19 protein-coding genes and 1 pseudogene are annotated in these 25,159 nt (G+C 33.8%); 14 read left to right on the top strand and 6 right to left on the bottom strand.

Annotated features, from left to right (window positions below; translation table 11 throughout):
- From LN736_RS17035 to LN736_RS17045, 3 genes are all read left to right on the top strand, one after another.
- A partial coding sequence (locus tag LN736_RS17035) for a 4-hydroxyphenylacetate 3-hydroxylase C-terminal domain-containing protein (protein WP_326839098.1) occupies positions 1 to 234 on the top strand: 234 nt, incomplete at its 5' end.
- 53 nt (positions 235 to 287) lie between these two features.
- Positions 288 to 3,800, top strand: a complete 3,513-nt coding sequence (gene nifJ, locus LN736_RS17040; protein ID WP_229982067.1) for a pyruvate:ferredoxin (flavodoxin) oxidoreductase — start codon at positions 288 to 290, stop codon at positions 3,798 to 3,800.
- A gap of 358 nt (positions 3,801 to 4,158) precedes the next feature.
- Positions 4,159 to 5,463 carry an MFS transporter gene (locus LN736_RS17045; protein ID WP_229982068.1) on the top strand — a complete coding sequence of 435 codons (1,305 nt, stop codon included), beginning with the start codon at positions 4,159 to 4,161 and terminating at the stop codon, positions 5,461 to 5,463.
- Between the two features lie 174 nt (positions 5,464 to 5,637).
- Here LN736_RS17045 and LN736_RS17050 read toward each other — a convergent pair whose 3' ends face one another.
- The gene (locus LN736_RS17050; protein WP_150358306.1) at positions 5,638 to 6,027 is read right to left on the bottom strand and encodes a hypothetical protein; all 390 of its coding nucleotides are present in this window, start codon (positions 6,025 to 6,027) and stop codon (positions 5,638 to 5,640) included.
- Positions 6,028 to 6,211: 184 nt separating this feature from the next.
- Between LN736_RS17050 and hcp the strand changes: the two genes are divergently transcribed.
- From hcp to LN736_RS17095, 9 genes are all read left to right on the top strand, one after another.
- Positions 6,212 to 7,852 carry a hydroxylamine reductase gene (gene hcp / locus LN736_RS17055; RefSeq protein ID WP_150358307.1) on the top strand — a complete coding sequence of 547 codons (1,641 nt, stop codon included), beginning with the start codon at positions 6,212 to 6,214 and terminating at the stop codon, positions 7,850 to 7,852.
- Between the two features lie 189 nt (positions 7,853 to 8,041).
- Positions 8,042 to 9,934, top strand: coding sequence for a sigma-54-dependent Fis family transcriptional regulator (locus tag LN736_RS17060; protein WP_150358308.1), 1,893 nt, complete (start codon positions 8,042 to 8,044; stop codon positions 9,932 to 9,934).
- Positions 9,935 to 10,259: 325 nt separating this feature from the next.
- Positions 10,260 to 11,321, top strand: coding sequence for an NAD(P)-dependent alcohol dehydrogenase (locus LN736_RS17065; protein WP_179978382.1), 1,062 nt, complete (start codon positions 10,260 to 10,262; stop codon positions 11,319 to 11,321).
- 277 nt (positions 11,322 to 11,598) lie between these two features.
- Positions 11,599 to 12,747, top strand: coding sequence for a 1-propanol dehydrogenase PduQ (locus LN736_RS17070; RefSeq protein WP_179978383.1), 1,149 nt, complete (start codon positions 11,599 to 11,601; stop codon positions 12,745 to 12,747).
- A gap of 110 nt (positions 12,748 to 12,857) precedes the next feature.
- The gene (gene eutS, locus LN736_RS17075) at positions 12,858 to 13,202 is read left to right on the top strand and encodes an ethanolamine utilization microcompartment protein EutS (protein WP_150358311.1); all 345 of its coding nucleotides are present in this window, start codon (positions 12,858 to 12,860) and stop codon (positions 13,200 to 13,202) included.
- 10 nt (positions 13,203 to 13,212) lie between these two features.
- A complete protein-coding gene (gene eutP / locus LN736_RS17080; protein WP_150358312.1) occupies positions 13,213 to 13,644 on the top strand; it encodes a EutP/PduV family microcompartment system protein in 432 nt (143 codons plus the stop codon).
- 141 nt (positions 13,645 to 13,785) lie between these two features.
- Complete coding sequence (locus tag LN736_RS17085; protein WP_229982070.1) at positions 13,786 to 14,769, top strand: type I phosphomannose isomerase catalytic subunit; 984 nt, start codon at positions 13,786 to 13,788, stop codon at positions 14,767 to 14,769.
- A 150-nt stretch (positions 14,770 to 14,919) separates the two neighbouring features.
- Positions 14,920 to 15,465 carry an NADH peroxidase gene (locus tag LN736_RS17090; protein ID WP_150358682.1) on the top strand — a complete coding sequence of 182 codons (546 nt, stop codon included), beginning with the start codon at positions 14,920 to 14,922 and terminating at the stop codon, positions 15,463 to 15,465.
- Positions 15,466 to 15,661: 196 nt separating this feature from the next.
- Positions 15,662 to 16,450 carry a YihY/virulence factor BrkB family protein gene (locus LN736_RS17095; protein WP_229982071.1) on the top strand — a complete coding sequence of 263 codons (789 nt, stop codon included), beginning with the start codon at positions 15,662 to 15,664 and terminating at the stop codon, positions 16,448 to 16,450.
- Positions 16,451 to 16,613: 163 nt separating this feature from the next.
- On the opposite strand, the gene LN736_RS17100 is transcribed toward LN736_RS17095, so the two are convergent.
- Entirely contained in the window at positions 16,614 to 18,107 is a 1,494-nt protein-coding gene (locus LN736_RS17100) for a hypothetical protein (RefSeq protein WP_229982072.1), read from the bottom strand.
- A gap of 244 nt (positions 18,108 to 18,351) precedes the next feature.
- On the opposite strand from LN736_RS17100, the gene LN736_RS17105 reads away from it, so the two are divergent.
- Together LN736_RS17105 and LN736_RS17110 are read left to right on the top strand one after the other, a co-directional pair.
- Positions 18,352 to 19,530, top strand: coding sequence for an amidase domain-containing protein (locus LN736_RS17105; RefSeq protein ID WP_179977687.1), 1,179 nt, complete (start codon positions 18,352 to 18,354; stop codon positions 19,528 to 19,530).
- A 138-nt stretch (positions 19,531 to 19,668) separates the two neighbouring features.
- Entirely contained in the window at positions 19,669 to 20,001 is a 333-nt protein-coding gene (locus LN736_RS17110) for a hypothetical protein (RefSeq protein WP_179977688.1), read from the top strand.
- Between the two features lie 145 nt (positions 20,002 to 20,146).
- On the opposite strand, the gene LN736_RS17115 is transcribed toward LN736_RS17110, so the two are convergent.
- From LN736_RS17115 to LN736_RS17135, 4 genes and pseudogenes are all read right to left on the bottom strand, one after another.
- Positions 20,147 to 20,461, bottom strand: a complete 315-nt coding sequence (locus LN736_RS17115; RefSeq protein ID WP_179977689.1) for a hypothetical protein — start codon at positions 20,459 to 20,461, stop codon at positions 20,147 to 20,149.
- A gap of 188 nt (positions 20,462 to 20,649) precedes the next feature.
- Complete coding sequence (istB, locus tag LN736_RS17120; RefSeq protein WP_179977690.1) at positions 20,650 to 21,429, bottom strand: IS21-like element helper ATPase IstB; 780 nt, start codon at positions 21,427 to 21,429, stop codon at positions 20,650 to 20,652.
- Positions 21,430 to 21,432: 3 nt separating this feature from the next.
- The gene (istA, locus tag LN736_RS17125) at positions 21,433 to 23,013 is read right to left on the bottom strand and encodes an IS21 family transposase (RefSeq protein WP_179977691.1); all 1,581 of its coding nucleotides are present in this window, start codon (positions 23,011 to 23,013) and stop codon (positions 21,433 to 21,435) included.
- Positions 23,014 to 23,383: 370 nt separating this feature from the next.
- A pseudogene (locus LN736_RS17135) lies at positions 23,384 to 25,068 on the bottom strand (Tn3 family transposase); the annotation flags it as partial.
- Positions 25,069 to 25,159: the final 91 nt, after the last annotated feature.

Here is a 25,159-nt window from a genome sequence, read left to right on the forward strand (position 1 = left end):
CCCTTAAAGTATTTTTCCAAATACTTTAAGGGAACTTCTAGTATACCTACGGAAGACAGAATGAAAGTGCTGAGACTTATAGAGAATTTATGTCTTGGTACAGCTGCAGTAAGCTATAGGACTGAATCCATGCACGGGGCAGGTTCACCTCAGGCACAGAGAATAATGATAGCTAGACAGGAGAATTTGGGAGATAAAAAGAAATTAGCGAAATCAATTGCTAGAATAGAATAATATAGACTTATTAACAAAACCAATCCATAAAATATAGAAAGAAGTGAAGCATAATGAGTCTAAATAAAATAAAATGGAAAACTATGGATGGTAATGCTGCTGCTGCTCATGTAGCATATGCTTTTACTGAAACAGCAGCGATATATCCTATTACACCATCGTCACCAATGGCAGAATATATTGACGAATGGTCTGTGCAGGGGAGAAAAAATATATTTGGACAAAGAGTGAAGATTGTAGAAATGCAGTCAGAAGGAGGGGCCTCAGGCGCAGTTCACGGTGCACTTCAATCGGGATCTCTTTCCAGCACTTTTACAGCTTCGCAGGGATTGTTGCTGATGATTCCAAATATGTACAAGATAGCAGGAGAATTGCTGCCAGGTGTATTTCATGTTAGCGCTAGAACTTTGTCCAGTCATGCTTTGAGTATATTTGGGGATCATGGAGATGTCATGGCTACAAGACAAACGGGTTTTGCACTTTTGGCTGAAGGTGGAGTTCAGGAAGTTATGGATCTTTCACCAGTCGCACATCTCTCTGCCATTAAAGGGAGAATACCATTTTTGAGTTTTTTTGATGGCTTTAGAACATCACATGAAATTCAGAAAATTAGAATATGGGATTATGATGATCTGGCAAAAATGGTAGACTATGAAGCACTGAGAAAGTTTCAGAAAAATGCTTTGAATCCAGAACATCCTGTAACGAGGGGAACTACTCAAAATCCAGATATCTTTTTTCAACAGAAGGAAGCTTCGAATAAATACTATTTGAGGTTACCTGAGATAGTTGAAGACTACATGCAGCAAATAAATTCACTTATAGGAACTGATTATCATTTGTTCAATTACTATGGATCTCCTGAAGCCGATAGGATGATCATAGCAATGGGCTCAGTCTGCGATACTATAGAAGAAACTGTAGATTATCTAAATAACAATGGGGAAAAAGTAGGAGTTCTTAAAGTTCACTTATATAGGCCTTTTTCATTAAAACATTTCTTCAAATATATACCTGAGACAGTTAAAAAAATAGCTGTATTAGATAGAACAAAAGAAGCTGGTTCACTTGGGGAACCATTGTACACTGACGTAACAAATGCTTATTTTAGGAAAAATAGAGATATGATAATTGTTGGAGGACGATATGGTCTCGGTTCGAAAGATACGACGTCTTCGCAGATTGCAGCTGTGTATGATAGTTTAAGAGATGATTCTCCAAAGAATGGTTTTACAATTGGTATTGTGGATGATATGACACATACATCACTTCCGATTACAAGACATTTATCAACGGTTCCAGAAGGAACAAAGCAGTGTAAATTTTGGGGACTTGGTTCAGACGGAACTGTTGGAGCTAATAAAAGTGCCATTAAGATTATAGGGGATCATACGGATATGTATGTTCAAGGATATTTTTCCTATGATTCTAAGAAATCAGGAGGAATTACAATTTCCCATTTGAGGTTTGGTAAGAAACCTATAAAATCTACTTATCTGATAAATTCAGCGGATTATGTGGCCTGCCATAATCAGGCATACGTATATAAATATAATGTTCTTGACGGCATCAAGGACGGAGGTACATTCCTTTTAAATACAATTTGGGATGGAAACGAAGTTGATGAAAAATTACCAGCGGCAATGAAAAAATATATTGCAGAACACAATATTAAATTCTATACCGTAAATGCTGTGAAGATAGCACAGGAAATAGGACTTGGCGGAAGAATCAACATGATAATGCAGTCGGCATTTTTTACACTTGCTAAAATCATACCTGTAGAAGATGCAACTAGGTATCTCAAAGAAGCCATAGCTGATATATATGGAAGAAAAGGTGAAAATGTAGTTAGGATGAATCAAAAAGCAGTGGATAGTGGAGCAGAATGTATTGTCAGAATAAATGTACCTAAAAGCTGGGCTGATGCTAAAATGGAGGAAAAGACGGAATCTGATAGACCAGATTATATAAAAAATATAGTGGATGTTATGAACAGACAAGAAGGAGATCTGCTTCCGGTGAGTTCCTTCGTTGGAATGGAGGATGGAACTTTTCAAAATGGAGCTGCGGCATATGAGAAAAGGGGAGTTGCTGTAAATGTTCCAGAATGGCAGCCTGAAAGATGCATACAGTGTAATCAATGTTCATATGTATGCTCACATGCAGTAATTAGGCCGATATTATTGGATGAAGGTGAAGTACAACGTGCTCCAAAGGGAATGAAATTTATGGATGCTAAGGGTGGAAAGAAATTTGATGGATATAAGTTTTCTATGGCTGTGAGTGCCCTTGATTGTACAGGATGCGGCAGCTGTGCAGATGTATGCCCTCGTGATGCCCTTGTCATGAAACCAATAGATACGCAGACCTGTGAACAGGAAAAGTTTGATTATGCAATTAAACTTCCAGTCAAGAATCCTATAGGCACTGATACTGTTAAAGGAAGTCAATTTGAACAGCCGCTGCTTGAATTTAGCGGTGCCTGCGGCGGATGTGGTGAGACTCCGTATATGAAACTCATAACGCAGTTATTTGGAGATAGAATGCTTATAGCTAATGCCTCTGGCTGCTCTTCAGCATGGTCAGGGTCTACTCCCTCTACTCCATATACTGTCAATGCTGAAGGCCATGGACCTGCATGGGCTATGTCATTATTTGAGGATAATGCTGAATATGGCTATGGAATGTATGTGGGTATCAACCAGACAAGAGAAAAAATGAAAAATATTGCTGAGAAAGCTATGGAATCTGATATTTCCAGTGAATTGAAAGTAGCACTGAGAGAATGGATAAAAAATATGAACAGTGCTTCAGAATCTAAAGCAGCAAAATCTAAAATCATGCCGCTGCTTGAAAAGGAAAAATATAAAAATGATCTTACTAAAGAATTGTTTAATTTAAGCGATTTCTTCATTAAGAAATCACAATGGTTATTTGGTGGAGATGGATGGGCTTACGATATAGGATATGGGGGCCTTGATCACGTATTGGCCACAGGTGAGGATGTAAATGTACTTGTAGTGGATACGGAAGTTTATTCAAATACAGGAGGACAATCTTCTAAAGCAACTCCATCATCGGCTATTGCAAAGTTTGCTTCGGGAGGAAAGAGAACGAAAAAGAAAGATCTTGGGCTTATGGCAATGACCTATGGGTATGTATATGTTGCTCAGATCTGTATGGGTGCTGATAAGAATCAGACACTTAAAGCTATAAGAGAGGCAGAAGCATATGAAGGTCCATCACTTATAATTGCATATGCACCATGCATCAATCACGGATTGAAATGTGGAATGAACAAAAGTCAGGAAGAGGGGAAAAGAGCTGTAGAATGTGGGTATTGGCCACTTTATAGATTTAATCCAGCATTAAAGGCTGAAGGAAAAAATCCTTTTATATTGGATTCTAAAGAGCCAGATGGAGACTTTAAAAATTTCTTATTAGGTGAGGTTAGATATGCTTCATTGAAAAAAATATTACCTGATAAAGCAGATGAAATGTACACAATAACGGAAAGAGACGCAAGAGAAAGACTGGATATATATAAAAAGCTGGCAAAATAAATTTTAGATAATAAATGAGCAGAATTGTGTAAAAAGTGAAAGACTCAAGTAAATTACATGTTATTACACAAAATGATGAACATTTGAAAATAGACAGAAAGAGAGTTTGTTTTTTCCTATTTATTAGTCGGGGATAGGAAAAACTCTCTCTCAATAATAACTGACAGCTAATTCATATCACTTTCTTAGATAGTGATATGGGGTATCTATAAATGAATTAATAACTATACTATAGTATAAAATAGGATTTTCAGCTGTCCATCATAATTATAACATGTAACAGAAATGGAGTAAATAAATACAATTTTACTGTTCTGCTCATTTATATAATTAATTTAATAATTAGGAGGATGGAGATATGGAAACAGAAGTTAAGAAAATTCCAAAAAGGCGTTGGACACATATTATTCCGGTTTGTATACTGGTTTATATTGTTGCATTTATGGATCGTACCAATATAAGTTTTGCCATTGCAGGTGGCATGAGTGAAGCTTTGAATTTGACAGCTTCCATGAGTGGACTTGCCTCTGGTATTTTCTTTATCGGCTACATGGTTTTGCAAATTCCAGGCGGGAACATGGCAGAACACGGAAGTGCAAAAAAATTTATTAGTTTTTCAATAATTGCCTGGAGTATATTTGCTATTGTAGAGGGGTTTGTTCATAATTCAACACAGCTTTTGATTTTAAGATTTTGTTTAGGAGTTGCTGAAGGTGGAGTTTGGCCTGCCATACTGGTTATTATTACTCACTGGTTTCCAATGGAAGAGAGAGGAAGAGCAAATGCTTTCTTTATCATGAATCTTGCTGTGGCAAATATGATAACTGGGCCTATTTCCAGTTGGCTAATTGTATTGAGCAGCTGGCGTCTTTTGTTTATAGGTGAAGGAATATTGGCATTATTATTAATGCTTTGTTGGCTGCCTCTTATTACGGATCGTCCTGAGAATGCAAAATGGCTTATCAAAGAGGAAAAGGATTACATCGATTCGAAGCTTGCAGAGGAAAAAGCTGCCATGGATAAAAATGTAGCAGCAAAACTTACTTTTGGACAGGCATTGAGAAATATAAACATGGTTAAATTAAGTATTGTGTACTTCTGCTATCAAATAGGAGTTTATGGTTTTACTTTATGGCTGCCTACGTTACTTAAGTCAATCAGTAAAACGGGAATAACGGGTATAGGATTTCTTTCAATGTTTCCTTTCGTTGCAGGTATGGTTGGATTGTGGGTATTCGGTAATATAAGTGATAAAACACATAATTCCAAGATGTCGACTGCAATTCCCATGTTGTTGTTCGGCGTATGCCTGATATGTTCTGTACAATTTGGCAAATATGTATGGGTATCCTATGCATTTATGATAGGATGTGGTGCATTTTATGAAGCTGGAAATGGACCATTCTGGACTATGCCTCCAATGTTATTTTCTGCAGATGTGGCAGGAGGCTGCCGTGGAGTTATAAATGCTATTGGAAATCTGGGCGGCTTTGTAGGACCGTATGTTGTGGGAGCGTTGATGACTAGATACAATAATGCTGTTGCAGGAATGTGGACTTTAGGAGTATTTTTGATCATAGGATTTTTCGTAGCTGTATCATTACCGGCAGTAACAAGTGGGCGTGGTTTTAGAGAATTAGAAGCTAATTCTAAGGCTAATTAGGTTTAAAATTGGTTTAGGGACTATTGAAAAATAGTCCTGCAAGAAAATAATATACAAAAAATGCGGTTTAAATTAGGACTATTAAGCCTTTTTCAAACGCATTTTTTGTTTTTTCAAGATATTTATTTATCTAAATTGCTATTTCAAATTTATTTCGTAACAGCTTCTTTGTAGTTAGTAGCATATAAAACTTTCTATTTGTTTTAAATCCATTCCGAAGTATGCCCATCTACCTCTATACCACCTGTATCCGGAAACAGATCTCCTGCCTACGTTGATTATCCAGGCCCAGAAAGGATTTCCTCTTTTCGGCCAGATATAAACATATTTAAATGTACAAGGTCTTAAAGAAGTAGGATCAACTGCTTTTAATTGAGGCCCGGATTTTAAATTTGATTTTTGTTTTGCGGGGGCGCTAATTGGAGGAGGACCAGGAGGAAGTTTATTCTGTTGTCTTGTCATCTGTGCAGGATATAAAAAAGTGCAAAATTGGCAGTAAGGGCAGTAAAGCTCTTCAAAAGGTTCCATTTCATTTTCAAATCTAAAGCTATTATAATTGTACATACATATAACTCCCATTTTTTACTCTTAATTTAATAGTATGGTTATAACTGTTATATAGTTACAAAATTAAATATTACATATAAAATGTTAAATTCATGTAACCTATGTTACGGAATTTCTTAAGGACTCCTGCTAATATAGATTTATCGAAAGAAATAAAAAGATCAGAAGGAGGAACATAATCATGGTAAATAAAATGTTTTGTTATCAATGTCAGGAAACAGCAGGATGTACAGGCTGTACTAAGGTGGGAGTATGCGGCAAAAAACCTGAGGTAGCAGCTATGCAGGATTTGCTTGTATATGTGACAAAAGGGATATCTGCAGTTACTACAGCACTGCGTGCTGAAGGAAAAAAAGTGAGTAGTGAAATAAATCATTTGGTGACATCCAATATGTTTACAACAATAACAAATGCTAACTTTGATGAAGATATGATAGTTTCAAGAATTCTTGAAACTCTGGAAAAGAAAGAAGAACTGTTAAAACAGCTGGACAATAAAAATGATCTTCCAGAAGCAGCAGCCTGGTACAGTTCCAATAGACATGAATTTGCGTTAAAGGCAGCTGGTGTTGGAGTTCTTTCAACAAAGAATGAAGATATAAGAAGTCTGCGTGAATTGATTACCTATGGTTTAAAAGGCCTATCAGCCTATAGCAAGCATGCAAATGCGCTTTTGAAAGACAATGAGGAAGTTGATGCGTTTTTGCAGAGGGCATTGGCAAAAACATTAGATGATACTTTGGGTGTGGATGATCTAGTGGCATTGACACTTGAAACTGGGAAATATGGCGTTAATGTCATGGAACTTTTGGATAAGGCAAATACATCTTCCTATGGCAATCCTGAAATTACAAAAGTAAATATAGGAGTAAGAAACAATCCTGGTATATTGATTTCGGGACATGATCTTAGGGATCTGGAGATGCTTCTAAAACAGACAGAGGGAACTGGCGTTGATGTGTATACCCATTCTGAAATGCTTCCAGCTCATTATTATCCAGCATTCAAGAAGTATTCTCATTTTGCAGGAAACTATGGAAATGCGTGGTGGAAGCAAAAAGAAGAATTTGAGAGCTTTAATGGACCTATTCTTATGACCAGCAATTGTATAGTGCCGCCTAAAGCTAGCTATAAGGATAGACTTTACACTACTGGTGCAGCAGGATTTCCAGGGTGTAAGCATATTAAAGGTGAAGTAGGAGAAGAAAAAGATTTTTCCCAGATTATTGAACATGCCAAAAAGTGTGCGCCTCCTGTTGAAATAGAAAGTGGTGAAATTATAGGGGGATTTGCACATAATCAGGTTCTTGCATTGGCAGATAAAATTGTGGATGCAGTAAAATCAGGTGCTATTAAAAAATTTGTTGTTATGGCAGGATGTGACGGAAGAGCCAGGTCCAGAAATTATTATACTGATTTTGCAAAAGCACTGCCAAAAGATGCAATTATTCTTACAGCAGGATGTGCGAAATATAAATACAACAAGCTTCAGCTGGGCGATATTGGAGGAATTCCCCGTGTACTTGATGCAGGACAATGCAACGATTCCTATTCATTGGCAGTGATTGCATTGAAATTGAAAGAAGTTTTTGGACTTGAGGATATAAATGATCTTCCTATTGTATATAATATTGCATGGTATGAGCAGAAAGCCGTAATAGTTCTGCTGGCACTGTTGTATCTTGGCGTGAAAAATATTCATCTTGGCCCTACTCTTCCTGCATTTCTTTCCGAAAATGTAGCTAATGTATTGGTTGAGAATTTTGGAATTGCAGGCATAGGATCAGTAGAAGATGACATAAAACTTTTCTTTGAAAAATAAAGTTCAAATATTTTATTGCTGGCTCTCCCGCTGCACTGAATTTATATTTTAACATCAATTGGCGAGAAATCTTCCACCTCCATAGGTGGTGTGATGGATCGCCTTTTTTTTTGATTTATGGTATGATCAATCTATAATATGAGAACACGGTTATGGATCCTAATCTTTTGATGCAAAGGAGGTGTTATTATTTTTCACATCAATGAAGAGATATTAGAATCTCATAAAAGGTGTATTCAATACGGGATAGATAAAGATAGGGTTTTCCCTACGAGAATACTTAAAAATGAAGAATTTCATACAGTGCTTAGAGAAAATGAAAAACTTATAAAAATTGCTGTTCCCTTTATGAAAGTGCTATATAAATTTTTAAAAGATTCAGGATTTTCGCTGTATCTTATAGATAAAAATGGCATTGTGCTTACGATTATAGGCGATAAGGATGTAATAGAGGATGAGAAAAAAATGGGAATTGTAGAAGGGGCTGACATGAGTGAAAGAAGTACAGGCACTAATGCAATAGGTGTTGCTCTTTATGAAGATTGTGCTGTTCAAATATCGGGAGAAGAACACTTTATAACTACATATTATACCTGGACTTGTTCTGCGGATATTATTCATGATGTAAAGGGTAATGTAATAGGATGTTTAAATCTTACAGGGAGACGCCAGTTAGAACACCCTCATACTCTAGGGCTTGTAGCTGCGTCAGTACGATATGTAGAAAACCAGTTAAAGGTGGAAAAAACCCAGTATGAATTATTTCAGGCACATCAATATATGGACAAGGTTATAAATTCTATTAATTCAGGAATTATTGCTGTGGATAATAATGGTAAAATAAGAGCCATAAATAACAGTGCCTGCGAACTTCTATATGTAAAGAAGGAAGTTGTTGGTGAGAACATAGACAGTATTTTAAATAATTGGGTATATATATTTAAAGAATTAAAAGAAGGTAGATTATATGAAAATAGAGAGATAATATATTCACATGAAGATAAGAAACAAAGGCTTAATCTGAATGTGTATCCTATAAGAGATCGAAATGGTGCTGTAATAGGAATGGTAGCCATGTTTAGAAATATGAATAAGGTATATAATCTTGTAAACAAATACATAGGTAAGACAGCAACTTATACCTTTGATGATCTGATAGGTGAAAGCGATATAGTACTCAAATTGATAGAGCAGTCGAAGGAGGTGGCAGATAGTCCATCTACAGTTTTAATCCAGGGTGAGAGTGGAACTGGAAAAGAGCTTATTGCCCAGTCAATTCATAATGGAAGTAAAAGAAAAAACTATCCTTTTGTAGTTGTAAATTGTGGTGCAATACCTGAAAATTTAATAGAAAGTGAATTGTTTGGGTACGAAGAAGGTGCTTTTACAGGGGCTAGAAAGGGTGGACGTGCTGGTAAATTTGAGCTTTCAGATGGAGGAACATTATTTTTGGATGAAATAGGTGAAATGCCTCTGGACATGCAGGTTAATTTGCTTAGGGTACTTCAAGAAGGGTGTGTTACAAGGATTGGTGGAAACAGGTGCATAGCTGTGGATGTGAGAATTATTGCAGCAACTAATAAGGACTTAAAACAAGAAGTGGAAAGGGGAAATTTTAGGGAGGATCTGTATTATAGATTAAGTGTGATTCCGCTGTATGTTCCTCCTCTTAGAGATAGAGGGAATGATGTGAAAATTCTCATCAATCATTTTTTAAAGGTTAAGTCCCTGAAATTGAAAAAGCCTATACCAAAGATAAACCCTGAATTATATCAGAAGATTTTAAATTACAATTGGCCCGGAAATGTAAGAGAACTTGAGAATTGCATTGAAAATATTGTAAATATGAATGGGAATACCTCTTTTGAATTTAAGGACTCGGATTTTCGTGAAACACAAATAAGTTGTAAGGAGGAGAATTTTGAGTATGATATGTATTCTCTAGATCAATGGGACAAAATAGCCATAGTAGATTGCCTGCATAAATGTAATTTCAATATTACCAAAGCTGCTAAAATTTTAAAAATAAATAGAAGTACCTTATATACTAAAATAAGGAAGTTTGATATAAAAATTAGATGATAAATATTTATCAAATTTTTATGGACTTGAAATTGAAATAATGTATAAAAAAACAACAATGTTGTAAAATAAAACAGTAATTGAATAAATATTGTAGCATTTAACAACAATCTTATTTTTGAGAGAATTTGATTTGCAAAAAAATAATTAAAAATTTAACCTATTTTAAATAATTTATAAGCGCCATTTTAGTCGCTTTATTATTGTAAATAGGCTTTTCTTTAATTTGAAAATTTCTCATATTGTAATTTAGTGAGAATTATTGGAACGGATTTTGCTCTAAGATAACAGTACAATATTTTGTAAGTTAGGAGGTTTTTATTTTATGAAAGGTTTTGCAATGATAGGTCCAGGTAAAGTAGGATGGGTTGAAAAAGATGCACCAAAAGCAGGCCCATATGATGCCATAGTGTCTCCATTGGCTGTATCACCATGCACTTCTGATATTCATACTGTATTTGAAGGGGCACTTGGAGAGAGAAGCAATATGATTCTAGGACATGAGGCAGTGGGAAAAGTAGTTGAAATAGGAAATATGGTCAAAGATTTCAAACCAGGTGACAGAGTAATAGTGCCATGTACAACACCGGATTGGGGGACATTGGAATCTCAGTCAGGATATCCTCAACATTCAGGAGGAATGCTTGCTGGGTGGAAATATTCCAATTTTAAAGATGGAGTTTTTGCAGATTATTTTCATGTAAATGAAGCAGATGCCAATCTTGAAATTTTACCAGATGAAATACCTGTAGAGAGCGCAGTTATGATAACTGACATGATGACTACGGGTTTTCATGGTGCAGAATTGGCTGAGATAGAATTAGGACAGAGTGTGGTAGTTATAGGTATAGGACCGGTGGGGCTGATGGCTGTGGCAGGAGCCAGGCTGCGTGGAGCAGGAAGACTTATAGGTGTTGGAACTAGACCGGTTTGTGTTGAGGTTGCCAGGAGTTATGGGGCAACTGATATAATAAGCTACAAAGAAGGAGATATAGTTGAACAGATCATGAGCTTGACCCATGGAAAGGGCGTTGATCGTGTGATTATAGCTGGAGGAAATGTTGACACTTTAGCACAAGCTATAACTATGGTTAAACCCGGAGGAGTGGTTTCCAATGTAAATTATCATGGGAAGGGAGATTTTTTGCCTGTACCCCGTGAAGCATGGGGATGTGGAATGGCTCATAAAACCATAAGAGGAGGGCTTTGTCCTGGAGGAAGACTTAGGGTCCAAAGGTTAATAGATCTTGTAAGATATGGACGGGTTGATATAAGCAAACTTGTTACCCATGTTTATAGCGGTTTTGAAAATATAGAGAAAGCACTTTTGCTAATGAAAGATAAACCTAAGGATTTAATTAAACCTGTGGTTGTAATAGAAAAATAGTTTTTGAAATTTATTATTGTAGAGGTGGTTCCTAGGTTGGGATAAAAAACTTGTCTGCAAGTTTCTCCTCGTTTAAACCTTGGAATCACTTGATGAAAAGCTGGCAACTTACCCGTAATTTGAATCTTAGTTTAATATGTAAATAATTTTAATATAGCAGAATAATATGTCTTTATATTTTGCATATTAATGTATATAATTATTATAATATCATTTTTAATGTAGATGTAGTTATAAGTTACAATAGAAACTGTTGTTGTATAGAAGGAGGAAAATTATGGGTGATTTTAAAGTTCAAACTCAAGTACATTTTGGAGATCATTCTTTACAGAGATTAAGCAAATTTAAAAATGAGAGAATATTTATAGTTACAGATCCATTTATGGTCAAATCAGGTACTATAAATATGGTAACTGGAGAATTGGCAAAAACTCAATCTGAATATCAGGTATTTTCAGATATAACTCCAGATCCTTCCACAGATATAGTGGTAAGAGGTGTAGAGAATATGATAAAGTTCAATTCAAGTATTATAATAGCCTTGGGAGGGGGCTCCGCTATAGATTCGGCGAAAGCCATAAAATATTTTATTTCTAAATTAAATAAATCCAGAGAAAATAAAAAAATAAAATTTATAGCTATACCTACTACTAGTGGCACTGGTTCAGAAGTCACTGATTTTTCGGTTATAACAGATAAAAAAAATAATATAAAATCTACACTTGTAGCAGAGGAATTATTACCTGATGAGGCCATATTGGATGCGGATTTAGTGAAGACAGTTCCAGATTTTGTTACTGCAGATACCGGAATGGATGTATTGACTCATGCCATAGAATCCTACGTGTCCATTAATGCCAATGATTTTACCGATGCTTTGGCAGAGAAAGCTGTAAAACTTGTTTTTGAAAATCTTTTGAAAGCATATAGGAATGGAAATGATTTAGAGGCCAGAAAAAAGATGCATAATGCTTCCTGCATGGCAGGAATGGCATTTAATAATGCTGCATTGGGGTTAAACCATGGCATGGCCCATACCATTGGTGCTAGATATCATATATCTCATGGAAGGAGCAATGCTGTAATATTGCCCCATGTTATAGAATATAATGCGGACATCGAGGAATTTAATTCAGGTGAGTATATGAAGACAGCTGAAAAGTATGCATACCTGGCAAACATAATTGGTGTACCTTCCAGCAGTGTAAGGCAGGCGGTCAGGAATTTAATTGAGGCTATAAAAGATCTTCTTAGAGATTTAAATATTCCTGATTCACTTAAACAATTAGGAGTACCTGAAAAAGAATTCAATGACAATCTGGAAGAATTGGCTAAAGTGGCTATTGAAGATAAAACCACCGGTACAAATCCTAGAAAACCGCAGGTAGAGGCTGTAAAAAAATTATTTAAGGATATTTATGATTAGAAAATATGGGAATTGACAAATATTCATTTCAATTGTAAAATTTACACATAGGAGTAGTGTACAAAAGACATATTTTTTAATATTTATAAAGGTATTTGTGGTGATAATCTATGGAAAAAAAACAAAGGGTAATACAGGAATATGTTCCGGGTAAACAAGTTACACTGGCACATGTAATAGCAAATCCCAATAGGGATTTATACAGAAAGCTTGGACTGATAAATGAAAATATGAATGCAATAGGGATACTTACTATAACTCCCAGTGAAGCTGCAATTATAGCAGCAGATGTGGCTACTAAGGCAGCACAGGTATATATTGGATTTGTAGATAGATTCAGTGGATCTTTAGTTATAACTGGAGATGTTTCCAGTGTGGAATCTGCTCTTCGAGAAGTGCTCAATTTATTGAGCAAGGTACTTAAATTTTCTGTAGCCGATATAACTAAATCATAGGGGAGTTGTTATGAAAACTTTATTGCTAATAGGAAAAACGGGTTCTGGGAAAACTACTTTTTGTCAAGCTATGTCAGGGGAGAAAATAAGTTATAAAAAAACTCAGACTCCAGAATTTTTAAATGGTGCATTTATGGATACGCCGGGTGAATATATAGAAAATAGACTCTATAGTGCAATTTCAGTTCTTTCAGCAGATTGTGATGTCATAGCTATTTTTCAGGAGTGTACAAATTTAAATGTTGTATTTCCGCCTAGTTTTGCGGGTATGTTTGCCAAACCGCTTATAGGTATAATAACTAAAATGGATCTTTGCAGAAAAAGCGGTGATATTGCTATATTAGAAGAAATATTGAAGATGGCGGGTGCTGAGAGGGTATTTAAAATAAGCAGTTTAGATAATACCGGTTTTGAAGAGATAAAAAAATATATTGAGAATTAAGGCATAATATATAGAAAAGTCTACGAAACAGTGATCCTGGATCAATTTTTCTGTATATTATTTTTTGTATAAAGAAAAATAAATGTTTGTAAGAGTTATAATATAGTTACCGAATTTTAATGTATAAGGAGATGGATTACTTTGTATCCTATAAAATTTGAGAATCTATATTATAAAAAAATTTGGGGAGGAAGAGATTTAGAAGCCTTCAGGAATAATCTTCCAGAGGGGAAGATAGGAGAAAGCTGGGATATTGCGTGTCATAAAAATGGTACAGGAATAGTGGCAAACGGAGAATTAAAGGGAATTAAATTTGATGAACTTATTGATAAACTAGGAGAAAGACTTTTAGGAACTGAAATTAGAGTGAAGAGATTTCCTCTTCTTATAAAATTGATAAATGCTACAGATAAACTTTCCATACAGGTGCACCCAAATGATGCATATGCAGGTAAAGTGGAAAATGATTCTGGGAAGTCAGAGGTATGGTATGTAGTAGATGCCTTTGAAGGTGCAAGTTTAATAGTAGGGACGAAGAAAAATTGTACTATGCAGCAATTTAAAAATGCAATTGAGCAGGGTAATCTGGAAAAGTTTATGAATAAAATACCTGTTAAAAAGGGAGATGTGTATTTTATAAAAAGTGGACTTGTTCATGCTATATGCGAGGGAGTTATTATAGCAGAGATTCAGCAGAGCAGTGATGTCACCTACAGAGTCTATGACTATGGTAGGGGAAGGCAACTTCATGTTAAAAAAGCACTGGATGTAGTGGATCTAAGTTTGAAGGGAGAAAAGAGCAGAGGAATTACCTTAAAAAGAGAAGGTTTTGAAAAGACCTATTTATGCCTTGCGAGAGAGTTTTCACTGGAATTATATGATATTTTGGATAGGGCTTCGGAAGACAGTGATAGAGAAAGATTTTATATATTTACCTGTGTTGATGGACAGGGAAAGATAATATATGATGGTGGATCTGAAACCATATCTAAAGGTGATAGTTTCCTTATACCTGCATTTCTGGAAAATTATACATTGGAGGGTAGGATGAAATTGCTTAAAAGCTATGTACCGGACTGCAGTAAAGTAGAAAATAGTATATTAAAGGAGATTAGAAAGTTTTAGTTTTGAGGTATGCCCCATGCATACCTCAAAACTTTTTTTAAAATAAATAAAAAAGTTCTTGCAAAATAACAATTAATATTATATAATAATAATTGTTCAAAAGAGTTAATAAATTAATTACATAAAATAAATTTTAGGAGGAATTTTATTATGAAAAAATTTGTTTGTTCAGTTTGTGGATATGTTTATGAAGGAGAAAGGGCACCTCAAAAATGTCCTGTATGTGGTGCGCCGTCAGATAAATTTGTGGAAAAATCCGAGGATTCAGCTGCTTGGGCAGATGAGCATAAAATAGGTGTTGCCAAAGGAGTGGATCCTCAGGTATTAGAGGGATTGAGAGCTAATTTTACTGGAGAATGTTCTGAAGTTGGAATGTATCTTGCCATGAGCCGTCAAGCTGATAGAGAAGGGTATCCAGAAGTTGCAGAAGCATATAAGAGAATAGCTTTTGAAGAGGCAGAACATGCATCCAAATTTGCAGAATTATTGGGAGAAGTGGTAGTACCAGATACAAAGAAAAATTTGCAGATGAGAATAGAAGCAGAAGCTGGAGCATGCAAGGGTAAAAAGGATTTGGCAACGCTGGCGAAAAAATTAAATTATGATGCAATTCATGATACTGTACATGAAATGTGTAAAGACGAAGCAAGGCACGGAGCTGCATTTACAGGGCTGCTGAATAGATATTTCAAATAAATTCTAGTAATATTTAACATTATTCCCCCAAAAAAGGAGCTGGAGCATGATTATGCTGCGCTCCTTTTTGAGTTATTTATAATTTAGCATTTAAATGGGGAAATTATAATATTAGTAAAAATGCAGCATATTATTTATAGTATGAAAATCAAGAAAATTATTTAGTAGGCTAGTACATGAAAGGGGGAATATGTAGTTGAAAAAAAATACTGTATATAAAATAAAAGAGCTTGTCTTTAGATTTATGGAAGACGATGTTCTGGCACTTGCTTCTCAGCTTGCCTATAGTTTGATATTTTCCTTTTTCCCTTTCCTTATATTTATTATAAGTTTTATAGGGTATAGTGATGTGAGCAGTAGTGATATACTTACAGTTTTGAGCTATATATTACCTAAAAATGTACTGGAGTTAGTGGAGAGCACAGTTCTCAGAATTACAGTTACTAAAAATACTCAATTAATATATCTGAGTTTAATTTTTACAATATGGGCTTCTTCTGGAGGGTTTCATGCAGTGATAAAAGGACTCAATAAGGCGTACAATCAAAAGGAACACAGATCCATAGTAAAGATATATACTGTAGCTATATTGTGCACTCTCGGAATAACGATCATAATGATAATTACCATATTATTTTTGGTATTTGGGCAGATGCTTGGAAGTTTAATAGCTTTTAACCTTGGATTTTCTGAAGAATTTAATTTTATATGGGATATATTGAGATATGTAATTATATTTGTTTCTACAGTATTTATTTTTTCTGCAGTTTATATCTATACTCCCAGTATAAAACTTGTATGGAGAGAGGTAATTCCAGGGGCGCTGTTTTCCACAATTAGTATTGTGATAATATCCATGATTTTTGCATTTTATGTCAATAATTTTGCCAATTACTCTATAATCTACGGCAGCATAGGAGCCGCAATAGTTCTTCTCACCTGGCTTTTTATTCTGGCTGTTATAATGAAGACACTCGAAAAGTAGATGGAAAATCTTAAAAGATATTTAATCAGCCAACTACTTAGCATAAGTTGGAAACTTGTTAAATGAACTTTGAAAATCACACATTGTTATGAGAGGACGGACACAAAAAGGACATAACAAAAAAGCCTGAGATTAGGCCCTGGGAAAATATTCAATAAGTGTTCTATACAGCCTTACTTTGCATAAGACTGCCAAAACTAAAGCCGGTATGCTTTATCCAGGCATCTAAGTGTATATTGATTACAGAAAAAGTTGCTAAAGCCATACGCAGCATAGCACTTCGAGATTTATATTCTTGAATGTTATAATCATTAAACATTCGTTTGTTTGAGCGTTCGACAGAGGTTCTGGTTTTAAATTTATCTTTAAATTTTTCAGAATTACGTGGTACAGGAGGAAACATCCTCGGATCATAATCAGGTTTAATGTGAATAACTTTACCATATTTACTGTCAGAGCATTTACACTCTGCAGGAGGTTCTAAACCTTTTGCTGCAAAATAACAACGGTATTTGATTCCTTTAGGTTTTGAATATCCCCAATTGACAAAAGGAATACCACCCATGCAAATAGGATTTCCTTTGTTATCGAAACAAAGTATATTAGGATGGGGATAATCAAATTTTGCTTTTGTCCTGGAATCTAAAGAAATAAAAGGAGAAATATTGTGGTGCTTAAGCAGATCATAAGTAGGATAGTTATCCATGGCTCCATCAGCAATAAAGTTCTTAAAATGAAGGTCAGGATAAAGATTATGAATATCTTCAAGTGCAAAAACTGTAGTAATGCTGTCATGGCGGCTAGCCTGTACCATCTTAATGTAGATAGGAAGGTCATAGGGGCTATCGGAAGCAGTCACATTAAAAAGAGTGTTTCCAAAGAACCACTGTTCTCTATAGCTATCCCATCCCCAGCAGGCATCAGGATCTGAATACCGTCTGGGACAATGACAGTTGTATATGCCTTTAGATTTGCAGTCACAAACCTTAACTCCATAATGGCTGGCACCAGAATAGAAAGGTGAACCGTCAAAGGCAAGGGATAAGTTATTGATATCTCCAAGAATACCCATTTTAGAAGAGAAATCAACAACACATCGGGCGATAAACTTCTGAAAAATGTTTTCAGGACAGAAGTTTCTAAGTTTACCTTTGATAGCTTTATCAACAAGCTTCTTAACAGTACCAGAACGCTTAGGGGGCTGCTTTTCACCAGCTTTCAGTTTTTTTCTAGGCTTGGATGAAAAATTTTTAACCGTAAGTTTACGTTCAACTTGAAGTTTATGGTCTGAAATCCATAAACGTACTAAAAGGTCATAATATGAGGATGCAGATGGGACACCATCCTCAAAACCACATATATCAAGAAGCAAAGGATCAGAAGCTATCTTTTTAGCCCATTTTGTGATAGAATGTCCGTGTTGATCAAGCATTAATATTAGAGATCGTATTATACCTTGCTGATTTTTGGCGGGACGGCCTAAATCAGAATATAAAGGCTTGATTACAGGGAGCAGGCTATCCAGGTTGAGAAGATAGAGTTTTGAAATACTCTTATCAAGTGCAGCCAGCCTGCTTTTTTGCGTTTGATAGTGAAGTAGCATTTTAAGATATAGCTGTTCTTGATATTCCAAATGTGAAATCCAATTTCGTAACATAATAAACCTCCTGAGAAAATAGTATTTTAAAATCACAATACAATTTTACTCATAAAAGGGGATGTTCTATCAATCGAAATGTTTTCTAGCTTAGGATGCTATTGGTAATAAGTTTATTGGAAAATATCATAATAATTTAGCTTAAATATTAGGGGTGAAGCAAAGATGCTGAACCTTATAATATATAAAAATCAAGCTCTCTGAGTTTTCGAGAGCGTACTATTATAGCTTAAGGGGGATACTTATGTTTAAAAAAAAATTAGGATTATTTGTAGGTATTTTATTAATATACACTATATTGTTTAGTAATACAGTATTTGCAAAAACTACATATGAAAGTGATCCTACAAATACTAAACTAGAATTATCAGATTCTGATTCACTTAAAATTAAAGAAAACATAAAAACTATTTTAGATACTCAATATGAAATAATGAAAACTTGGAAATTTAAAAGTAATCAAGAATTAATTGGAGATTCTAAATTACTTGAACTAATTGAAAAAACTAACAAATTTAAGACTCAATGGTATAAAAAAGTAAATTTAAAAGCATTGAATTATAATAGTACTTTAGATATAGAAAATATACAAAAAAATTCTAACAACAAATATACATTAAATGTTAAGTATAGTATAGATTTTTATCTATCAAATTCTAATGTTAAATCATCTTCTTTTGATGAAAAATATATATTTGAGTTAGAAAAAAAAGGTAATAATTACTATATAACTAAAATGTTAGATTTAACAGATATGCAGGAAGAGCCTATTAATTCTACTAATCAAGTTAGATCAATTAATAAATTAGATTATGATGCTTCTAAAAAAATAGAAAATACAGAAGAGTACGATAATTTCATCACTGATAAAATAAGTTCTATAGACGATATATCAAATAATATAGATAGATATGCTGAAGAACAAAATAAACAAACAACATCAGTACCTGTTAATACTAAAGCTGCTTATTCAGGATATAAGGCAAATGCTGCTGTAAATTACGCTCTTAAATGGGCATATAGCTTTAATCCTAAATATCATAACTATGATAAAGAAGGTGGAGATTGTACTAATTTTGTTTCTCAATGTGTTAATTGGGGAGGAATACCTACTGCTGGATCAGCGTGGTCTAGTAATACAACTTCATGGATAAATGTAAAAGCTTTTTACAATTATATGAGAAGTAGTGGTTATACATCTGGTGGAGATTCAAGTTCTGGTTCAAGATTAGGAGACGTTATTCAATTATACCATAAAAAATGGGTGGGAAGTGATTGGTCTCATACTGTTATAATAACAGGTAGAGATGGTAGTGGATGGTTATATTCAGCTCATTCTGACCCTAGAAAAAATTACCCTATAGCTAATGTATATCCAACATCATCATATACAAATATAAGATATATAAAATTTTGGCATTAATTAAAAAGGGAGGGGGAAAATATAAAAAGCAAATTTATTAAATGTATTATATATATAATACTAATATTATCTATACTAACTATAATCTTTTTTATTAGAAATATTAATTTAGTGAAGAATGAAGATTTTTATATTTTTATGAAAAAAGCTTATACAACAAATGATGGATATACTAAAGAAATATCTAAACATATGTCAAAAAATGTTTTTAATAAAACCAATGGATTTAAAGTATTTAAAGGTAACTCCAAATATAAGAAGCCTTACAAAATAACATTTTTTGAATTAAAACAAGATTCTAGAAAAATAAGATTAAATAAAATATATATATATATGCGAGATTCTATTTCTGTTAGTGACTATAATAATAAAGAAATAGGTGGCTATAGGAACGGTTTAGTAAAATATACTATAAAAAAGATTAATAACACTTGGTGCATTACTGATAGTGAAATATTGGTAGATCAATAATTTCAATTAAAATAAAAAAACCTTAATTGTTTTAATTAAGGTTTTTCTATTTTAATCAAGACTTTAAATTATATATTAAATACACTATCTTATTTCGTAATTATGACAATCTTTATAATAACTCTAGTGCTTATATACCTTAAAATTATTTCTTATATCTATTCATAAATTCTAATAGAGCAAGTGAATAAAGATCTTGCATCTTAAATTGATTATTTTTCTTACAAAATTTAATCCAGTCTTTATTAATATTATCATATACCTTTATTAATCTACCCTTTAATTCTCCTTTAAATTTACTTAAATCAATTTTCAATTCTGGCTCTTCTGGTACATCTATTATATTTTTATTTTTGCTATATTCTTGTATAATCTCTTTTAATTGTTCTTTCATTTCTAATAATTCTTTTACATCTGATAATGAAATTTTTAAATCTTTAATTTCCTGTAATTCTATCACATCATTATTTTTAGATACTTGAGTTTTTTCATGTTTTATATTACTTATACTTTTATTATTGTTTTGTATAACTATATCTTTTATATAAGCTCTTAATTCCGCATTATATTTGTAGCTGTATATGTCAATGACTTTTTAGGTCAAAAGTCCATCCAATTTTAGGTCACCCTCCCTCCAAAAATATACACTTATCTATAAGTGCATATTTTCAAAAGATGATGTGCCTCTTTTCCACTTCCCTCAAATGTTTCCCTAAGTCGGTAGGAATCACCTGTCATGTCTACTATATAAGCTTTATGGGTAAGCCTGTCTACCATTGCACTTGTAATGACAGGATCACCAAATACCTCTTCCCATCTGTCAAAAGAAAGGTTTGTTGTTATTATTATAGATTTTCTTGATGCCCGTAAAGAAAGATTTGTAAATAAAAGTTCTGCCCCTTCCTTATCAAAGGAAATATATCCTAATTCGTCAGCAATAACAAGGTCATATTTCTCGAAGCGTCTTTCAAAATAACGCAGCGTTTTCTGGCTGTTACATTCCTTAAGTGTTGTAATTAACAGGGGAACTGTAGTGAATAAAACCTTATATCCTTCCATACACGCCTTAATTCCAAGCCCTATACTGACATGGGTTTTCCCAGTTCCCGGATTGCCCGACATAATCACATTTTTTCCCTGTTCAATAAATTTCATTGTGGCCAGTTCCGGCAGTATCTTTTTCATTGGAGCAGGAAGGTATTTTGTTTCAATATCCTCTAAATATTTCCTGTATGGAAATTTTGCATTGCGTATACGGCATTCCACACTGCGTTTATCTTTTTCTACCAGTTCATAGGTCAGAAGTTTGTGGAGAAAATCTTCGTAGTCACTTGATTCACCCATTTCCTCTTCAAAGTGTTCTTGTATACCGTGAAGTTTTAAGATACGGCAGTATTCTTTGATTTCTTCATTTAACTTAACTCTCATTTTTTATAAAATTTCCTCCCTTAAACATCCTGATTGAATTCGAGCCAGCTGATTATATACAGATAGGGTATTCCGTGATTTTTGGGAAATATAATCATTGTAATCTCTCCTTATATTATTTTTCTCCGCACGCCTGTCACAGACAGTGCTTACTTTATCAGCACTCATATCAAGAGGTGAAATTTTCTCCAGTTCTCTTAATGCATCACAAACAGCATCTACACCTTTTTCATAAATAACTTCAAGAACATGTAGAAATGTTCTTACATCATTGTTATAATAATGATCATAGATATTTTTAATTTTGGTGTCCGCCTGAAGCAGTGCCGTGCTTTTGTGAAGGGCACCTGGTTTTTTAGATAGAGTTCTCAGATAATGTTTCAGCTCTATCTTCCAATCATGATTCACATAACTGCGGTTATGTACGGCTATTACAGCTCTGCCATAATAGATTATGATCTTATCCGTATATGTTTTTGACATCACCAGTTTGTTTACATAGATGTCTGGAACAGAATAATGGTTTTGACTTATAACAATAGTTGAGTATTTGTCCACCCCGCTTTCGCAAATTATACAGCTCTCGAATTTTGAAAGATGCGGCAGCAAAAACTTCTTTTCCTGTTCAAATACTTCAAATGGTATAGTACAATTGGAAGTTCTTCTTTTATTCAAATTCATACATGTTTCGAAAAGATACTGGTTTGCTTCTGCAAGACTGTCAAAGGTTTCGTGATCAGGTGCACTAAATGCATGTCTTCTTACGTACTCAACACTTCTCTCAACGTGACCCTTCTCGTTGCCTGCGGCAATATTACAAAACCGGAAGTTAAATCCATAGTAGATAGAAAGTTCAGTTAGTGCTTTAGTTGGTTCCTTCTCATGAAGCCCTACAAATTTTTTTACTGCAACTTTCATATTATCGTATACCATGGTTTTATAGGAGCCGCCGCAGTGTTCAAAAAATTCTGCATGTGGCTGCTGAAATACCGGTGTATCCTGCGATTTAAACAGTATGGCAAAACGATAGTTTGCTTTTGCAGGTGTAAATACTGCCATCTGATATTTCTTAAATCCTGAGCCACCAATATCAAGTTTTACTTCGCCCCAGTCAAATTCACAAATATCACCCAATTTATATTCCTGTCTTATAAAAGCTTCCCTATACCTCATCTCATCCTGGTTTACAAGACGTTTAACTGTCGAATAACTGATACTGCATCCCTGTTTTATCAGATATTCGTGGATGTCTATTTTTTTCATGGCCTGCTTTGATCTTCCTTCTGAACGCTTCTTTCTGTTTGATTCCAGACATTTTTCAATAATATCCAATATCTGTTGTGTCACCTTTACAGGTTTACGTCCATTGGAATGATATTTTGGTTTTTCGATAATTGCTTGAATAAGTTCGGATTGATCTAATCCAGGATTAATAAGCAATAATTCTGTTTTTTGATGTTGATACTCATTGACATATTTATTTATAGTATCTTTACTCATGTGTAATTCTTTTGCAATAGCCCGGTTGCTCATTCCATCAATATGTTTCAGTATTATTTTTTGTTTTTGTGTCAGTGTGATCACTTCCTTCTGTCCTCCTCTTAGCATAATACTAAAAGAATAACATATTTTGGCTGATAAGTGACCTAGTTTTCAATGAGCGCTTGACCTATTTTTATGTTAGCATAAACAGTAGCCTTTTGTTGTAAATCTACTTATAATTGTACTTTTATTTATACCATATTTTTTACATAATTTTGTAACACTTATTTTTTTATCTTTTTGTAATTCTTCATTAATAAATTCTACCTGTTCTTTTATGTTTAGCTTATCAAACTGGATAGGCTACAAGGGGTAGAAGGAGCATCCGTGTCATGTACTGAAAAGTAAATGGAATATACTGTAATCCATGATAACTATTAAGAATATAGCATGGATTAATATATAATCGGTATTATACTTGTACTGAATTATTGTATATATTTATAGGAATTCTTTGAGTCATATCTAAATCAAAATTTCCATACGGATTTACATGATTATATATTAATGGGGTTAATGCTCTGAAATCTTCAGGTTCCATCATATCATACCATTTCTTTTCAGATAATATTTGTTGTATCATTAGTGTATTTACGTATACCAAGCAATTTTGCAAAAGATGAAGACTTAATACTGAAAGCTCCTGATCTTCGATTCTATTTGTTGATATTTCACCACTTTTACCATAGAAAATAAATGAGTTAGCTGAGTTCCAATTTTCAACCACATTAAGTCCTTCATGTATCTCTATTCTTAGAGCTTCTGAGTTTAAGTATTCGCAAAGAAATATAGTCTTTATAGCTTTTCCTAATTCTGCAAGAGCTAAATATGTTGGATGTTTCAAATTATTTCTGGTAAATCTTTTTAATATAGCTTCTGTTTCTGCTGTGCCTAGTCTTAAAGCTGTAGCATATTTTATCATTTGATCATACTGCTGCCTTATAAGTTCGCAATTTATAGGCCTTGTCAGCACTAGTTGAAGATTAGGATATAGTTCACTTATTCCAGTATCAGGTCTATATAATTTTTGTGAATGTATTGCTTTAATTCTAGGCATTAGATTAAAACCTAATAAATGACAAAACGCAAAAGCAACTTCACTTTGACCATGAGAATCAACAAAATTTTTTTTATTTCCATATCTGTACAATGTTTTAATAATCCTTCTATCATTGCAGATACTTCAGAAGATGAGCATTGTTTTAACTGTGAATATATACATGTAGAATTTTTTTCAACATGCCAATATATCATTACACCACGACCCCGATATCTAATATGCCATTCTGTCATTAGATTTTGATCCCATGCTCCAAATTTTTTACTATCAGAAGCACAGGTTGTTGTTCCTTCACCCCATATGTCTTCTACTCTACTTTTAAGTATTGCATTAACTACTGATGTTATTGCATTATGTAAGTTATCTTTATTTATAAATTTTCTTTTTATATAAAGCAAATTCTCATAATTTTCACCATGATTTCCTGCAGCGATACGCTTCAATCCTGTATTTGTACCTAATCCATATAGTGCTAAAATAAGACGCTTTTGAATTACTTCTCTATCTAATCTTTCATGAGAAGCCATGGTCTTAAAGTTGTCTGTAAAATTTATTCTTAAATCTGCTTCTTTAAGTACATCAAGCAAATTAGTCATTGGCCAGTGTCTCATAATTTCAGCTTTTATTTTTGACAAGTTCATGGGTTCATCTTGCGGTTCACTAGGGGATACAGTAATCCAACCTTTATTATTTTTATTAGATATACGTACTTTTGGATTTTTAAGCATGCCAACATCTAATTTATTTAATGAATTATACATGGATTGTTTAATACTATTTATAAATTTTTCTGAATCTAAGGGTTTATTTAGTGCTTTATAATTTTCTTTCCTATGCTCTTCAAAGTCGATTGGTAAGTCTTCATCAGGATTTCTATATCTATTTGCACCAACTCCCCATATTTCTTTACAACGTAATTTATCTCTTAATGCCTGTAAAGTAATAATTTCATAGTTTATTCTATTTATGCGTTCATGTCCACTATCATCAGTTTCCATAACCGCATCTCTCATAGATGTACGAATAACGCCATCTATAATGGACCCAAGAATTCAGACAAAAAAATGCTTGCTTTTTAGTTAGGTTCTCCATAATATTTTTATTAAGGATGGTGAATCACATGAGGAA

Source organism: Clostridium aromativorans (genome assembly GCF_020908015.1).
GTDB lineage: Bacteria > Bacillota > Clostridia > Clostridiales > Clostridiaceae > Clostridium_B > Clostridium_B aromativorans.

What these genes read in the sequence shown, in the direction of transcription:
- LN736_RS17050 (WP_150358306.1), bottom strand. Translation starts at nt 6,027, where the DNA reads ATGTACAATTATAATAGCTTTAGATTTGAAAATGAAATGGAACCTTTT.
- istB (WP_179977690.1), bottom strand. Translation starts at nt 21,429, where the DNA reads ATGAGAGTTAAGTTAAATGAAGAAATCAAAGAATACTGCCGTATCTTA.
- LN736_RS17065 (WP_179978382.1), top strand. Translation starts at nt 10,260, where the DNA reads ATGAAAGGTTTTGCAATGATAGGTCCAGGTAAAGTAGGATGGGTTGAA.
- nifJ (WP_229982067.1), top strand. Translation starts at nt 288, where the DNA reads ATGAGTCTAAATAAAATAAAATGGAAAACTATGGATGGTAATGCTGCT.
- LN736_RS17110 (WP_179977688.1), top strand. Translation starts at nt 19,669, where the DNA reads ATGAAAAAAGCTTATACAACAAATGATGGATATACTAAAGAAATATCT.
- hcp (WP_150358307.1), top strand. Translation starts at nt 6,212, where the DNA reads ATGGTAAATAAAATGTTTTGTTATCAATGTCAGGAAACAGCAGGATGT.
- LN736_RS17070 (WP_179978383.1), top strand. Translation starts at nt 11,599, where the DNA reads ATGGGTGATTTTAAAGTTCAAACTCAAGTACATTTTGGAGATCATTCT.
- LN736_RS17105 (WP_179977687.1), top strand. Translation starts at nt 18,352, where the DNA reads ATGTTTAAAAAAAAATTAGGATTATTTGTAGGTATTTTATTAATATAC.
- LN736_RS17100 (WP_229982072.1), bottom strand. Translation starts at nt 18,107, where the DNA reads ATGTTACGAAATTGGATTTCACATTTGGAATATCAAGAACAGCTATAT.
- LN736_RS17045 (WP_229982068.1), top strand. Translation starts at nt 4,159, where the DNA reads ATGGAAACAGAAGTTAAGAAAATTCCAAAAAGGCGTTGGACACATATT.
- eutP (WP_150358312.1), top strand. Translation starts at nt 13,213, where the DNA reads ATGAAAACTTTATTGCTAATAGGAAAAACGGGTTCTGGGAAAACTACT.
- eutS (WP_150358311.1), top strand. Translation starts at nt 12,858, where the DNA reads ATGGAAAAAAAACAAAGGGTAATACAGGAATATGTTCCGGGTAAACAA.
- LN736_RS17090 (WP_150358682.1), top strand. Translation starts at nt 14,920, where the DNA reads ATGAAAAAATTTGTTTGTTCAGTTTGTGGATATGTTTATGAAGGAGAA.